General features: G+C 39.5%; 14 protein-coding genes and 3 other annotated features. Of the genes, 3 read left to right on the top strand and 11 right to left on the bottom strand.

The features are described from left to right. Positions 1 to 74 precede the first annotated feature (74 nt). Positions 75 to 1016, top strand: coding sequence for a ribonuclease HIII (gene rnhC / locus AR328_RS07395; RefSeq protein WP_066292613.1), 942 nt, complete (start codon positions 75 to 77; stop codon positions 1014 to 1016). Between the two features lie 36 nt (positions 1017 to 1052). Here the strand turns inward: rnhC and pheT are convergent, their stop codons facing one another. From pheT to AR328_RS07380, 3 genes are all read right to left on the bottom strand, one after another. After that, positions 1053 to 3467, bottom strand: coding sequence for a phenylalanine--tRNA ligase subunit beta (gene pheT / locus AR328_RS07390; protein ID WP_066292611.1), 2415 nt, complete (start codon positions 3465 to 3467; stop codon positions 1053 to 1055). Between the two features lie 46 nt (positions 3468 to 3513). Next, positions 3514 to 4551, bottom strand: coding sequence for a phenylalanine--tRNA ligase subunit alpha (gene pheS, locus AR328_RS07385; protein WP_066292609.1), 1038 nt, complete (start codon positions 4549 to 4551; stop codon positions 3514 to 3516). A 55-nt stretch (positions 4552 to 4606) separates the two neighbouring features. Further along, positions 4607 to 4909 (bottom strand) — a binding site (T-box leader). A gap of 77 nt (positions 4910 to 4986) precedes the next feature. Further along, positions 4987 to 5739 (bottom strand): TrmH family RNA methyltransferase, encoded by a 753-nt coding sequence (locus AR328_RS07380; protein ID WP_066292605.1) that lies wholly within the window; start codon positions 5737 to 5739, stop codon positions 4987 to 4989. Between the two features lie 119 nt (positions 5740 to 5858). Between AR328_RS07380 and sspI the strand changes: the two genes are divergently transcribed. Continuing rightward, entirely contained in the window at positions 5859 to 6065 is a 207-nt protein-coding gene (sspI, locus tag AR328_RS07375) for a small acid-soluble spore protein SspI (protein WP_066292599.1), read from the top strand. A 51-nt stretch (positions 6066 to 6116) separates the two neighbouring features. Here sspI and AR328_RS07370 read toward each other — a convergent pair whose 3' ends face one another. Beyond that, a complete protein-coding gene (locus AR328_RS07370; protein ID WP_066292596.1) occupies positions 6117 to 7202 on the bottom strand; it encodes a M42 family metallopeptidase in 1086 nt (361 codons plus the stop codon). Between the two features lie 73 nt (positions 7203 to 7275). Further along, positions 7276 to 7767, bottom strand: coding sequence for a dUTP diphosphatase (locus AR328_RS07365; protein ID WP_066292594.1), 492 nt, complete (start codon positions 7765 to 7767; stop codon positions 7276 to 7278). A 137-nt stretch (positions 7768 to 7904) separates the two neighbouring features. On the opposite strand from AR328_RS07365, the gene AR328_RS07360 reads away from it, so the two are divergent. Further along, on the top strand, positions 7905 to 8321 hold the full coding sequence (locus tag AR328_RS07360) for a sigma-w pathway protein ysdB (RefSeq protein ID WP_066292592.1): 417 nt from the start codon (positions 7905 to 7907) through the stop codon (positions 8319 to 8321). Between the two features lie 1003 nt (positions 8322 to 9324). Here AR328_RS07360 and AR328_RS07355 read toward each other — a convergent pair. The 6 genes from AR328_RS07355 to thrS form a co-directional block, all read right to left on the bottom strand. Beyond that, positions 9325 to 9894, bottom strand: a complete 570-nt coding sequence (locus AR328_RS07355) for a TVP38/TMEM64 family protein (RefSeq protein ID WP_066292590.1) — start codon at positions 9892 to 9894, stop codon at positions 9325 to 9327. Between the two features lie 69 nt (positions 9895 to 9963). Then, positions 9964 to 10236 carry a DUF1294 domain-containing protein gene (locus AR328_RS07350; protein ID WP_066292587.1) on the bottom strand — a complete coding sequence of 91 codons (273 nt, stop codon included), beginning with the start codon at positions 10234 to 10236 and terminating at the stop codon, positions 9964 to 9966. Between the two features lie 54 nt (positions 10237 to 10290). Further along, positions 10291 to 10650: a 50S ribosomal protein L20 gene (rplT, locus tag AR328_RS07345; RefSeq protein ID WP_066292585.1), complete on the bottom strand. Its 360-nt coding sequence runs from the start codon at positions 10648 to 10650 to the stop codon at positions 10291 to 10293. 25 nt (positions 10651 to 10675) lie between these two features. After that, positions 10676 to 10876 (bottom strand): 50S ribosomal protein L35, encoded by a 201-nt coding sequence (rpmI, locus tag AR328_RS07340; protein WP_066292584.1) that lies wholly within the window; start codon positions 10874 to 10876, stop codon positions 10676 to 10678. Between the two features lie 15 nt (positions 10877 to 10891). Beyond that, positions 10892 to 11395, bottom strand: a complete 504-nt coding sequence (infC, locus tag AR328_RS07335; RefSeq protein ID WP_066292582.1) for a translation initiation factor IF-3 — start codon at positions 11393 to 11395, stop codon at positions 10892 to 10894. A 151-nt stretch (positions 11396 to 11546) separates the two neighbouring features. Continuing rightward, positions 11547 to 11675, bottom strand: a sequence feature (ribosomal protein L20 leader region). Positions 11676 to 11864: 189 nt separating this feature from the next. Continuing rightward, on the bottom strand, positions 11865 to 13796 hold the full coding sequence (gene thrS / locus AR328_RS07330; protein WP_066292580.1) for a threonine--tRNA ligase: 1932 nt from the start codon (positions 13794 to 13796) through the stop codon (positions 11865 to 11867). 45 nt (positions 13797 to 13841) lie between these two features. Beyond that, positions 13842 to 14065 (bottom strand) — a binding site (T-box leader). Positions 14066 to 14068 lie beyond the last annotated feature (3 nt).

Genomic DNA, 14068 nt, shown 5'->3' with positions numbered 1-14068 from the left:
TAAAAACGTGGGAAGTAGAAGCATGTCAAAAAAACACAGAATTTGTAAACGCCTATTGGAAAGGGGCAGAATTTATGAGCAATATTGTTCTGGTTAAAGCTTTAAATGAAATTGCTGAGATGAAATTATATTACCATCGCTTTTTATCAGATAAAAATCCGCCAGGGAGTATCTTTGCCGCGAAAACGCCAACCTGTGCCATTACTGCCTATAAATCCGGAAAAGTATTATTTCAAGGAAGCGGAAGCGTTGAGGAATCAGCCAAATGGGGCGAACCTAACAAACCTTCTAGTTCTATCAAAAAGGAAAGCACACAGTTAAATCACTTGCCTAAAAATATTAGCTCACTATCTGTTATTGGCTCAGATGAAGTGGGGACGGGGGATTATTTTGGACCTATTACTGTAGTGGCAGCCTATGTGAATAAGGATCAAATTCCCTTGCTGAAGGAATTAGGCGTAAGGGATTCGAAAGACTTAAATGATGAAAAGATTGTGGGCATTGCCAAGGTAATTAAAGATATTGTCCCTTATAGTTTATTAACATTACACAATGAAAAATATAATAAACTTCAGCAATCAGGGATGTCACAAGGGAAAATGAAAGCTTTGCTTCATAATCAAGCGATTGGGCATCTATTAAAAAAAATTGCTCCACAAGCTCCAGAAGCAATCTTAATTGACCAGTTTGCTAAAGAGGAAGTGTATTATTCATACTTGAAAAAGGAGTCGGTCGTACAGAGGAAAAATGTTTATTTTAGCACGAAAGCGGAGGGCATTCATCTGGCAGTTGCAGCTGCTTCGATTCTCGCAAGATATGCGTTCATCAAGCACTTTGACAATTTGAGCAAAGCCGCCGGATTTAAAATTACAAAAGGGGCTGGGGCAAAGGTTGATGAAGCAGCTGCGAGGCTTATTCATGAAAAAGGAATTGAATGCCTGCCAGCCTTCGTCAAGCTTCATTTTGCCAATACGGAAAAGGCGAAGCGATTAGTAGCTTCGAAGTATCGAAAATAAAAACTGGGGATGCCGCAAATGGCATCCCCTAGTTGTTTATCCTCTTAATACAGCTCCAGCTTTATCCTTCACTGCCTGTAATACTTTATCATGGGCTTTCACAACATCTTCATCTGTTAAGGTACGCTCAGGATCAAAATATTTAAGCGAGAAGGCAATCGATTTCTTCCCTTCCTCCATCCGGTCGCCCTCGTATAAATCAAATACTTGAACTTCCTTCAATAATGGTCCGCCTGCTTCCGTAATAATACTTCCTAATTCACCGGCAGCCACAGCCTTATCGACAACGAGCGCGATATCACGTGTGATCGATGGATAGCGCGGGATGGCCTGGTAATGTAAAGGCGCGGTCTCCGCTTCTAAAATAGCCTTTAAGCTTAGTTCAAACACATAAGTCTCTTTTAAATCGTATTCCTTTTCCACTGTTGGGTGTGTTTGACCAACAAAACCAGCTACTTCGCCATTTAAGATGATGTCTGCTGTTCTGCCAGGATGCATGCCATCCCGTTCAGCTTGACGATACTCAATTGCCTTATCTAGACCAAGACTAGCAAATAATCCTTCAAGAATTCCTTTCACAACATAGAAATCAACTGGCTTCTTTTCTCCTTGCCACGGATGACTTTGCCATAAACCTGTTATGGCACCAGCAAGATGTTCACGTTCCTCTGGCAGTACGTCCTTGCTTTCAGAAAGGAATACATCACCGATTTCATAAATAGAAAGACTATCATTTTGTCTTGCAGCATTATATTTTAATACATTTAACAGCTGTGGAATGATGCTTAGTCGAAGTGTGCTATGATCCTCACTCATCGGCATCGCCAAGCGAATTGGCTCCCGCGTTTCTAATGCATATTGTGTTGCTTTCGATCCGCTCGTCAATGAATAAGTGATCGCCTGGTATAGCCCTGCTCCTTCAAGGTATCTGCGGACAATTCTGCGCTTATTTTGATAAGCTGTTAGATGACCCGGTGTTGAAGAACCAACTGGAAGAGTAGACCCTAGATTATCGTAGCCATAAAGTCTCGCTACTTCTTCAATTAAATCCTCTTCAATGGTGATATCCCCGCGGCGCGTTGGTGCTGTAACGATAATAGAATCTCCGTCCACATTAGTTTCAAACTGCAGACGAGCAAAAATGTCTTCAACGTCTTTCATTTCTAATGATGTTCCCAGCACACGATTGATTTTATCTATTGTAACAGAAACAACGGCCGGTTCAACTGTAAGTGTATTTGCTTCTGCAGAACCTGCTAATACTTCTCCATCTGCATATTTTTCCAGCAGAAGTGCAGCCCTTTCTGCTGCTGCTCTTACTCTGTTTGGATCAACGCCTTTTTCAAAACGAGCGCTTGCCTCACTTCTTAATCCGTGATCTTTCGATGCTTTTCTGACTGTAGCGCCTTTAAAAAATGCAGATTCAAGAAGGACCGTTTTTGTATCGGATTGTACCTCAGAGTCCAAGCCTCCCATAACACCAGCAAGAGCAACTGGCTCTTTTCCATTTGTAATAAGAAGGTGGTCTGAAGTTAATTCTCTTTTTACTTCATCTAATGTTTGAATGATTTCTCCATCCTTCGCACGGCGAACGAGAATTTGCTTTGACCCAAATCGGTCATAGTCGAAAGCATGAAGCGGTTGGCCATATTCAAGCAAAATATAGTTCGTAATATCAACCACATTATTATGCGGACGAATGCCTGATGCCATCAATCTTCCTTGCATCCATAGAGGAGATGGCTTGATTTGTACATTTTTAATGACTTTTGCAATATATAGCGGGTTATCTTCAGGTGCTTCCACATCAACGCGAATATAATCAGAAGCATTTTCTGATGACTCAGCATGCTCTGTTTCAGGAAGCTTTACTTCTCTTCCTAAAATCGCAGCGACTTCATAAGCAACTCCAAGTAAACTTAAGCAATCAGAACGATTCGGAGTTAAGCCAAGCTCTAACACTTGGTCATCTCGATGTAATAGTTCGATTGCATCTGTTCCAACTTCAGCTCCTTGATGGAATACATAAATACCTTCTGAATATTCCTTTGCCACAAGCTTGCTTTCAATGCCAAGCTCTTGAAGGGAACAGATCATGCCATTCGATTCTTCTCCGCGAAGCTTTGCCTTTTTGATTTTGAAGTTGCCTGGAAGAACGGCGCCAACTGTTGCAACTGCAACCTTTTGCCCTTTATCAACATTGGGAGCACCGCAAATAATTTGCACAGGCTCTTCACCGCCAATATCAACTAAGCATTTATTTAATTTATCTGCATTCGGATGCTGCTCTCTTTCAAGAACATGCCCAACGACAACACCGCGAATTCCTTCATTTAGGATTTCTACGCCTTCAACCTCAATACCGCTTTTCGTAATTCTTTCTGCAAGCTCTGCAGGGGTAACACCTGATAAATCAACATAATCCTGCAGCCATTTATATGAAACAAACATGTTTTATCCTCCTGTATCTCATTTTCTGACCTTTAATTGCTATTATCTATTCATTAATAGAGAATTGTTTTAAGAAACGAACATCATTTGTATAGAAATGGCGAATATCATCGATGCCGTATTTCAGCATGGCAATCCGCTCTACTCCCATTCCGAATGCAAACCCGGTGTATTTCTTTGAATCAAAGCCTGACATTTCAAGTACATTTGGATGAACCATTCCAGCTCCTAATATTTCAATCCAGCCGGTTTTTTTGCAGATGTTACAGCCACTCCCACCGCATTTAAAGCAGGACACATCAACTTCTACAGAAGGCTCAGTGAATGGGAAGAAGCTTGGGCGTAAGCGGATTTCTCTGTCTTCTCCAAATAATTTCTTCGCGAACAATTCTAATGTTCCCTTTAAATCACTCATCCGAATGTTTTCGTCGACAACAAGGCCTTCAATTTGCATAAACTGATGGGAATGTGTAGCATCGTCATTATCACGACGGAACACTTTTCCAGGACATATGATTTTTACAGGACCTTTCCCACTGTGCTTTTCCATTGTTCTCGCTTGTACAGGAGACGTTTGGGTACGAAGAAGAATGTCTTCTGTAATATAGAAGGAATCCTGCATATCGCGAGCTGGGTGATCCTTTGGCAAGTTTAATGCTTCGAAATTATAATAATCACTTTCTACCTCGGGTCCTTCAGCAATCGTATAGCCCATCCCAATAAATAAGTCTTCGATTTCCTCTACGATGCTTGTAAGCGGGTGATGATTACCCGTTTTCACTGGACGGCCAGGTAACGTAACATCAATTTTTTCACCAGCCAATTTTTGTTGAACAGCTGCCTCTTCTAACTGTGATTGTTTTGACTCAATTCCAGCTGCAATTGCATCGCGTACTTCATTTGCAAGTGCTCCCATGATTGGACGTTCTTCGGCAGATAATTTCCCCATGCCTTTTAATACTTCTGTAATCGGCCCTTTTTTTCCTAAATAGGATACTCGAATATCATTTAGTTCTTTTAAATTAGACGCTTGACTGATTTTGTCCAACGCTTCGCTTTGCAGTTCTTTTAAACGCTCTTGCATCTAAAAAATCCTCCTTTAATTCTGTTTTTTTCCAAAATAAAAAACCTCCATCCCATAAAGGGACGAGGTTTTGGATTCGCGGTACCACCCTTTTTAACACAAAAAGCATGTATGAATCGCTTTATGTATTCGCTTCATTCGGATAACGGCAATAAGCCGGAACATCTTTACATCGAAAAGCGGAAGCGGCTCGCCGCTGGAGCTAGACAGTAATCTAACTCAAGAAAGCTTTACAATGGTCCCGATGCCAACTCAGGAGGTGAAATTTCCCTTGCTTTCCCTTTGAAAATGCTCTCAGTCACGGCATCTTCTCCCTGAAAAGTTCGTGCAAGCTACTTTTCTCCATCATTGTTTTATAACAATATAATTTTCCTGTTATTATAGTATATTCTTCACATAGTTTCAAACGATTTTCCGAAAAAAAGCGCCCAATTACTAATTCCTTAAGTAATAAAGCAAAATTCCTGTTGCAATCGCTACATTTAATGATTCACTTTTTCCGTAAATCGGAATGTATAGATTGTCGGTCGTTTCAGCTAAAATCGTTTTTCGTACACCGCTTCCTTCATTGCCGACAATTAAGGCGTATTTCCCCACAGTCTTGATTTCCGTATACTCCTTTGCATTCTCTAATGCGGTTCCGTACACAGGGATTTCTTTCTTTCGTAGCTTACTGATCCAATCCGATAAATTCCCTCTGACAATTGGGAGATGAAAATGGCTGCCTTGTGCGGAACGCAGCACTTTCGGATTGTAGATATCTACACTGCCATCTCCAATAATGACAGCATCCACACCAGCGGCATCAGCCGTACGAATCATTGTGCCCAAATTACCTGGGTCTTGAACTGCATCAATCAGCAAATATTTATCTCCATCTAATTGATCAGAGTGAAACTCAGGCTGACGGCAAATGGCGATGACGCCTTGAGGTGTTTCCGTATCAGATAAACTTTGAAAGATGTCCTTTGTTACCGTTGTCACTGGAATATCCCCATAGTTCCAAGATGGAGGCAATCCTGTATTTTCACTGATTACAATTTCTTCGATCCCGCTGCTAGATAATGCTTCTTCTACAAGATGAAAGCCTTCCACTAATAATGTTTTCGTCTTGTCTCTTTCCTTTTTGGTTAATAGTCTCTTCCATTGCTTCACTTGAGGGTTATTAGCAGAGTGAATATACTTCACACTTCTCACTCCTTTATTTGTTTGCTCCAATTTTCTTATTATAGCCCAATTAAAATACATAATAAATCCAAAAAATGAAATCATAATAACGATTTGAATTTTTGAAAGGAGTGCGGTCAATGAATCTAAACTTAAGAAATGCTATTATACACAATGTTTCAGGCAATTCACAGGATGAATTAAAGGATACAATTGTTGATGCTATTCAAAACGGAGAGGAAAAAATGCTCCCAGGATTAGGGGTATTATTCGAAGTGATTTGGAAAAATTCCTCCGAGCAAGACAAACAGGAAATGCTTCAAACATTGGAAAGTGGATTGAAATAAATAGTTTAAGCGAAAAAAGATGACCACCAACGGCGGCCATCTTTTTCTGCTTTAATTTAGAGTAATTTGATCAACTGTTTCTCTATCAAGGCGCTTAATAACTTCTGAAATTAATTTAACAGCATTTTCATAGTCATCACGATGAAGCATGGCAGCATGAGAATGGATATAGCGTGTCGCAATCGTAATAGAAAGTGCAGGAACCCCATTATGTGTTAAATGAATAGCACCTGAATCTGTTCCACCGCCTGGCACCGCATCAAACTGATATGGAATATTCAATTCATCAGCTGTATCCGTTACTAAATCACGCAAGCCTTTGTGGGAAACCATGGACGCGTCATAAAGAATGATTTGCGGGCCTTTGCCCATTTTGCTTAATGCTTCTTTTTCTGTGATGCCAGGAGTGTCTCCTGCGATCCCTACATCCACTCCGAAAGCAATGTCTGGCTCAATTTTTTGCGCAGATGTGCGGGCACCACGCAGTCCAACTTCTTCTTGAACTGTTCCTACTCCGTAAACAATGTTTGGATGGTCAGCATCATTAAGGGATTTAAGAACGTCAATGGCAATTGCACAGCCAATACGGTTATCCCATGCTTTAGCCAATAACATCTTTTCATTATTCATCACAGTAAATTCAAAATATGGAACGACCATATCTCCAGGTCTCACGCCCCACTCCTTCGCTTCTTCCTTGCTGGAAGCACCGATATCAATAAACATATCCTTAATGTCTACCGGCTTTTTCCTTGCTTCTGGAGAAAGGATATGCGGAGGCTTCGAACCGATGATTCCAGTTACATCCCCTTTGTTAGTCACAATCGTTACACGCTGAGCAAGCATTACTTGTGACCACCAGCCGCCAACGGTCTGAAAACGCAAGAAGCCTTTATCATCAATGTTTGTAACCATGAAGCCTACTTCATCTAGATGGCCGGCAACCATTATTTTCGGGCCGTCCTCTTTCCCGACTTTTTTGGCAATTAAACTGCCAAGTCCATCAGTTGTTACTTCATCGGCATATTCACTTATGTATTTCTTCATGACCTCTCGGGGTTCACGCTCATTCCCAGGAATCCCTTTTGCATCAGTTAAATCCTTTAGCATCGTTAACGTAGCATCTAATTTCGTCATTATTTCGACTCCCTTAATAAGTATTCGGTTTTATTATACTAAAAACATTCCAATAACAAAAAGAAAATACCATTTAGTACCCTTGCCGCTGTCTTTCATAATTAACTTCATTTTTATCAATATATGCTTTCTCTATTTCTTTAGCATTGAAGCCTAATAGCTCCCCTAATTGAATGTAGGCATGAACAAGTTCTTTATAATCCTCTAATGCCTTGCTGTTTTTGAAAATACTTACTAGCTCAAACACATGCAAAAATTGATCACTTATAGAAGTTTTTGCTTCTTTCTGTCCTAAATATTCACTTTCCTGTGAAAAACCGCACTCTATTCCAAGTGAAAGAATAAAATGAACACCATCCACAAACTCTTCTAAAACAGTTTCCCGAGGGGATGAAGGCTTTAAACTCCAAAACTTGAAGCATCTCGTTTCATTCGCAAGTTCTCCTAATTCTACGAGCAGTGCCAGCACTTTACGATCAATTAAATTTTCATTCTGCAGCTGATGCTTTGTTTCAATATGTTCATCCAGTCCTTTTTGCATAGTAAATAATTTTTGATAATTCATTTTGCACCATCCTAATCATTTTCCATTGATTTTTTTAAAAAATAGATATAAAAAAATTATAACAAAATCGTAAAAAGTTGAAACTTTTTTGTAAGGTTATTCGTAATGTAGAGAAAATACAATTGGAGGGGCTTGTTATGATGTGGCTAATACGCTTCCTGCTATTTGCACTTATTATATTTCTCATCTACAGCGTGTTCAAATATTTACTAAATCCGAAACGGAAGCTCGAACTGGCCCATGAGCAAAAACGGTATTATTTCTTAGATGATTCGGACAATGTGCGCAAAAACTTTTTGATTACTTATAAAGGGGTTTTGTTTGAAGGTGAAAAATATTTAGGGACAACTGATAACGCTTTTGAGGTCATCTCTATCTTTATTTGGCCAAGAAACCTCGCCTCACTGAAAGGAATGGTTCGAGAAGATTTACAATTTATCGAACGTAAAGTTTACGAAAATTATCCGAATGCAAAAATCGACTGGAAGAGTCCGATAAAAGAGTTTATGGAAAAGAGTAAGACACCAGAAACACCTTTTAGTGAACACAGCTAAAAAACGTTCGGAAATCTTAAATTTAGATACTCAATTATGGGGTAGTTAGTCCATTATGGAAACTAATTTGCAGACTCTCATCCTTCTGGAAATGGCGATGGTGATTGGTATGTATAAACGGAAAGATAGAGCTTTCATACATTAAGTGTTTTAGTTTTCTATCTAGGTGTTGCTTTTTATTGGTTTTCATTTACTTTTTGGTCTGTTAAAAAAGCGTATGACTAAAAGAGATTAAATACAGTTGGGTTATTGTTTTTATGTTTTTTAGATGGTCAAATCTTTCTTCATTTGCAGTGCCGTTTTGAGTACCAATTTTATTGATCTTTGCTGCTGATACCCACCTCTAGGATTGAGGGGGGCGCACTTATCGGTTTGGGGATAAGGTTAAGCACCTGAGTTGAAAAATAGAAGGAAAAATTCCGCTTATTTAGTAATTATTATTAAAAAAGGCTTAATTAGACGGAGAGATTCCGCCTATTGACTCGTATAATACGAAAAAGGGGGATTTTTCTTTGCATAGTCGGAAATTTTCCCCTTATTTACCCCGAAAAGAGCTCCATTCTGCATCTAACCGGAAAATCTCCGCTTATTTACTTTTGCTGTTTACTCTATTAAGGACAAGGCAACCAAATTAAAATGAGTGAGTTTTATCTCAAAAATCCAAGAGACCCTCATTTTAATGGATTACGGTGAACCGTATCACAAGTAAGTGAGACTTTAAATAAATAAGGGTTTTGTGTTCCTAATAAAAGACTTGCCTATTACTATGGAGAGTTTTACTTTTTCATACCAATAACGATGCCAATACGCCTGTCATATTGGCACGTATTTTAAGAAAAGCACCATAAACGGAACCCTTTCGAATGGCTAATGGGTGCGTTTAGTTGAAGAACGAATTAATAAATGGACTACACATTTTAGATATGTCTAATATGTGTGGTCCATTTATTATTAACTGTATTAACTATCTAACCTAAATATAAAATTTTCCAACGTTTTTTCTTTATACCGCTTTAAAAAATTCCCTCCATTTAATCACAGTCACTTTTTCCCGTAATATGAAAACGAGGACCCCAAGTGAGAGTAAGATGATGAGAATCATAGATGGCGTAAACCTGCTTATAAATTCTCCAAACACTGTGTAAAAAATGGCTAAAGGCAGATTTGTAACCCATGAATTCTTGACATAATCCTGAAAGCTTTTGTTCCGCTCAATTAGACAAAAATTCAGTAAATGATAATGAATAAAGGGGATAAGCCTCAATACAGCAATTTGACCTACACTAAGATTCCGATACTCCCCAAACCAGCGTTTTTTTAAGTTTGATAGTTTCGCATGTGTTTTCGGCATCCGGCTAATAAGAAAATAGAAAAGAATACTGCTTAGTATGAGACCAATTAACGAGAATAAACTGCCAAAAAGGCTGCCAAATAATATTCCTCCCGTTACACATACGAGGGGAACAGGAATAAAGAAAAATTGTCTTAAAATATGAACTAAAATAAAGGCAATGGGAGCTAAAATTCCGGCTGTTTCAATCATCACGAATAGCAATGATAATTGATCACTCATCTTCACTCACCCTCTTATGCTTAAAATCCTTGCTGTCTTCTTTTACAGCTTATTGAGGGGTTCCGGCAGTTATGACAAAATATTAAATGCATATAGAAGGAGACCTATTTCAAGAAAAGATAGCACCGGCAAACCGTATTTAAACTGGACATGCTTTGTTTTGTGACGGAAGGTTTTCATTCCTAGCGTCATGCCAATAGCACCGAAAAAAATAGCTACAAGCCATAATGTATTTTCGCTTATTCTGTATTGATGATTTTTTGCTTTATTCTTATCGATTTTCATCAAGTAAAAACCCGCTATATTAATAATGATAAACAAAGTAATAAATATCTTTAGCATGATTTATACCTCCACAATAGAAAAGCCATCCTCTAATCGAGAATGGCTGATATATTACTTGCTTAAGTTTTGTTTTGCAACTGTTGCTAATTCAGTGAACGCTTTTTCGTCAGCGATTGCTAATTCAGCAAGCATTTTGCGGTTTACTTCGATGCCAGCAAGCTTTAAACCGTGCATTAAACGGCTGTAAGAAAGACCGTTCATGCGAGCTGCTGCGTTAATACGAGTAACCCATAGTTTGCGGAAATCGCGCTTTTTGTTGCGACGATCACGGTAAGCATACATTAAAGATTTCATTACTTGTTGGTTAGCAACTTTATATAATGTATGTTTTGAACCGAAATAACCTTTAGCTAATTTAAGAACCTTTTTACGACGTTTGCGAGTAACTGTACCGCCTTTTACACGTGGCATATGATTTCCCTCCTAATATCGGATATTACTTAAGATTTACTAATAAGAAACGGATGCGTTTGTAATCGCCTGAAGAAACAAGAGTTCCTTTGCGAAGCTTACGCTTTTGTTTTTGAGATTTATTAGCGAACAAGTGGCTTGTGTAAGCGTGGTGACGCTTAAGTTTTCCAGATCCTGTTCTTTTGAAACGCTTAGCAGCGCCGCGGTGAGTTTTCATTTTTGGCATTTGGAATTCCTCCTCTTACTTTTCGTTTTTAGGTGCTAGCATCATGAACATACTGCGGCCATCCATTTTCGGATGTGATTCTACAGTAGCTACTTCTGTGCAAGCCTCAGCAAAGCGAACTAATACACGATGACCAATTTCCTTATGGGTAATGGCACGTCCTTTAAATCGAATCGATGCTTTAACTTTATCGCCTTTTTCAAGGAATTTAATTGCATTGCGAAGCTTTGTATTAAAATCATGCTCATCAATTGTTGGGCTTAGACGAACTTCTTTAACACTGATAATCTTTTGATTTTTGCGAGCTTCTTTATCTTTCTTCTGCTGCTCGAACTTGAACTTTCCATAGTCCATGATACGGGCTACAGGAGGTTTTGCATTCGGTGCAACAAGAACAACATCAAGATTCACTCGTGCAGCAATTTCAAGTGCTTCGATTTTTGACTTGATTCCTAATTGCTCGCCGTTTTGGTCAATAAGACGAACTTCACGGGCACGAATGCCCTCGTTTAACAACATATCTTTGCTAATAGTTAGACACCTCCAAGGTTAATATGCGAACACAACATTTGGGTCAAGAAGGCATTAGACGCCTATTGCACCGGACGAAAGCTACATTCGCAAGAATACATAACATATCTGTTCCAAAGAGACGCAGATCTGTTTAAATCCAATAAAAAAAGTGTGGATGACAACACCCACACTTTACGTACAAAATTTAAACAACAATGTTTACGTAAAACCTGCCAACTGCTCTTTGCGTCAATCAGGTGAGAAGCGGGTGCTTCTTCTTTTCCTCAAATTGTATTCAATTTACCTTAGCAACTATATCACAAAAGATGTTTTCATGTCAAACGTTCATTTCAGTTGCAACGAAGAAAATTGTAACAAAAGTATCCGAAACATGCAATACATTTTTGTGATTTTCCAATAAATGAGCAGAGCATCTCAATTTTTAGAGCTTTAGAATGTCGCTGATATAACCCAATTATCGTTTAACTTCTTCCTTCAATCCAGCAATAAAATCTGTAAATGGAACTGTTTCAGATTTCTGCTCTCCATATTTTCGGACATTGACTGCTTTTTCAGCAACTTCATTATCGCCGACTACTAGCATATACGGAGTTTTTTGCATTTGGGCTTCACGGATTTTGTAGCCAATTTTCTCGTTTCGGTCATCAAGCTCGACACGGAACCCTTCAGCTTTCAGTTGTTCAAGTACTTCCTTTGCATAGTCGTAGTGAACGTCTGGCGAAACAGGGATGACTTGAACTTGAACAGGTGCAAGCCATGTTGGGAATGCTCCTTTATACTCTTCAATTAAGAAGGCAACAAAGCGCTCCATTGTTGACACAACGCCACGGTGAATAACGACTGGACGATGATGTTTGCCGTCTTCTCCGATATAAGATAAATCAAAACGCTCAGGCAATAAGAAGTCTAATTGAACGGTTGATAATGTCTCCTCCTTGCCTAAGGCAGTTTTCACTTGAACATCTAATTTTGGACCGTAGAAAGCAGCTTCTCCATCCGCCTCAAAATAATCAAGACCGATTTCATCCATTGCTTCTTTCAGCATCGCTTGAGCCTTTTCCCACATTTGGTCATCATCAAAATACTTCTCTGTGTCTTGCGGGTCGCGATAAGACAGACGGAATGAATAATCCTCAATGCCAAAATCTTTATACACATCAAGCACCAATTGGACAACACGCTTAAATTCTTCTTTAATTTGGTCGGGACGGACAAAGATATGAGCATCATTCAGAGTCATTCCACGTACACGCTGAAGACCAGATAAGGCACCTGACATTTCGTAGCGATGCATCGTTCCAAGCTCAGCAATACGGATTGGAAGCTCACGATAGCTGTGAATGCCATTTTTGTAAATCATCATGTGGTGCGGGCAGTTCATCGGACGAAGAACAAGCTGCTCATTATCCATTTCCATGACAGGGAACATATCCTCTTGGTAATGATCCCAGTGGCCAGACGTTTTGTATAGCTCTACGCTTCCCATCACTGGTGTATACACATGGTCATAGCCTAAACGCACTTCCTTATCAACAATATAGCGCTCAACGATGCGGCGAATGGTTGCTCCTTTTGGAAGCCATAGCGGCAGGCCTTGTCCCACTTTTTGAGAGTTTGTGAAAAGGTTTAATTCTTTCCCGATCTTACGGTGATCACGTTCTTTTGCTTCTTCAAGTAAGCGCAAATGCTCAGCTAAATCTTCTTTTTTAAAGAATGCTGTACCGTAAATTCGCTGAAGCATTTTATTGTCGCTGTTTCCGCGCCAGTAAGCACCAGCAATGCTGAGCAGCTTAATTTCCTTAAGCTTGCCAGTAGATGGCACGTGAACGCCTCGGCATAGGTCAACAAACTCTCCTTGCTCATAAAGTGTTACTGTCTCATCCGCTGGAATCGCTTCAATCAGTTCCAATTTATATTCATCATCAATTTCCTTAAACAATTGAACAGCTTCATCTCGGCTGACTTCCTTGCGAACGATATCAATGTTTTCATTGATGATTTTTTTCATTTCTTTTTCGATTAGCGGAAGATCTTCTGGAGTCAAGGATTGCTCCATATCGATATCGTAGTAGAACCCGCCTTCGATAACTGGACCTACACCAAGCTTAACATTTTTATATAAACGCTTAATCGCTTGTGCCATTAAGTGAGCAGAACTGTGGCGAAGAACTTCTAATGCCTCTGCACTATCCTGAGTTACGATTTCGACTGCTCCATCCTCCTCGATCGGACGGCGCAGGTCGAACATTTCCCCATTGAATTTTCCTGCGATCGCCTTCTTCTTAAGTCCAGGACTGATAGAAGCAGCGATATCTTCTGTTGTCGTCCCTTTCGGAAACTCCTTTACAGCCCCATCTGGAAACGATACATTAATTAAATCTGACATTGTAAATCCTCCTATTTGGATAAAAATAAAAAAACCCGTCCCTAAAAAAGGGACGAGTTGTTATTAACACGTGGTTCCACCCTACTTCTCATTTCACAGAAATATGCGTAAAATGACTTGTAGCAATTTAACGGCTTGTCACCGTCAGCCCATTTCCGAGCTGAAGTTCAAAGGTGGTAAGCATTCAATTCGTGTTAGGAAGGTTCCAGCCTTGCCTTCCCTCTCTTGAAACCGTAAACGAATACCCATGTCCTTATCATAACTTATACTTA

The organism is Bacillus sp. FJAT-29937 (assembly GCF_001509555.1).
Classification (GTDB): Bacteria; Bacillota; Bacilli; order Bacillales; family Cytobacillaceae; genus Cytobacillus.
The sequence above is the reverse complement of the archived record's forward strand: the minus strand, read 5'-3'. Positions and strand labels throughout refer to the sequence as shown.

Bases quoted from the DNA above. Each gene is read 5' to 3' on its own strand.
- AR328_RS07350 (WP_066292587.1), bottom strand. From the start codon at position 10,236: ATGCTAAAGATATTTATTACTTTGTTTATCATTATTAATATAGCGGGT.
- thrS (WP_066292580.1), bottom strand. From the start codon at position 13,796: ATGTCAGATTTAATTAATGTATCGTTTCCAGATGGGGCTGTAAAGGAG.
- pheT (WP_066292611.1), bottom strand. From the start codon at position 3,467: ATGTTTGTTTCATATAAATGGCTGCAGGATTATGTTGATTTATCAGGT.
- infC (WP_066292582.1), bottom strand. From the start codon at position 11,395: ATGTTGTTAAACGAGGGCATTCGTGCCCGTGAAGTTCGTCTTATTGAC.
- rnhC (WP_066292613.1), top strand. From the start codon at position 75: ATGAGCAATATTGTTCTGGTTAAAGCTTTAAATGAAATTGCTGAGATG.
- rpmI (WP_066292584.1), bottom strand. From the start codon at position 10,876: ATGCCAAAAATGAAAACTCACCGCGGCGCTGCTAAGCGTTTCAAAAGA.
- AR328_RS07355 (WP_066292590.1), bottom strand. From the start codon at position 9,894: ATGAGTGATCAATTATCATTGCTATTCGTGATGATTGAAACAGCCGGA.
- AR328_RS07360 (WP_066292592.1), top strand. From the start codon at position 7,905: ATGATGTGGCTAATACGCTTCCTGCTATTTGCACTTATTATATTTCTC.
- sspI (WP_066292599.1), top strand. From the start codon at position 5,859: ATGAATCTAAACTTAAGAAATGCTATTATACACAATGTTTCAGGCAAT.
- pheS (WP_066292609.1), bottom strand. From the start codon at position 4,551: ATGCAAGAGCGTTTAAAAGAACTGCAAAGCGAAGCGTTGGACAAAATC.
- rplT (WP_066292585.1), bottom strand. From the start codon at position 10,650: ATGCCACGTGTAAAAGGCGGTACAGTTACTCGCAAACGTCGTAAAAAG.
- AR328_RS07370 (WP_066292596.1), bottom strand. From the start codon at position 7,202: ATGACGAAATTAGATGCTACGTTAACGATGCTAAAGGATTTAACTGAT.
- AR328_RS07365 (WP_066292594.1), bottom strand. From the start codon at position 7,767: ATGAATTATCAAAAATTATTTACTATGCAAAAAGGACTGGATGAACAT.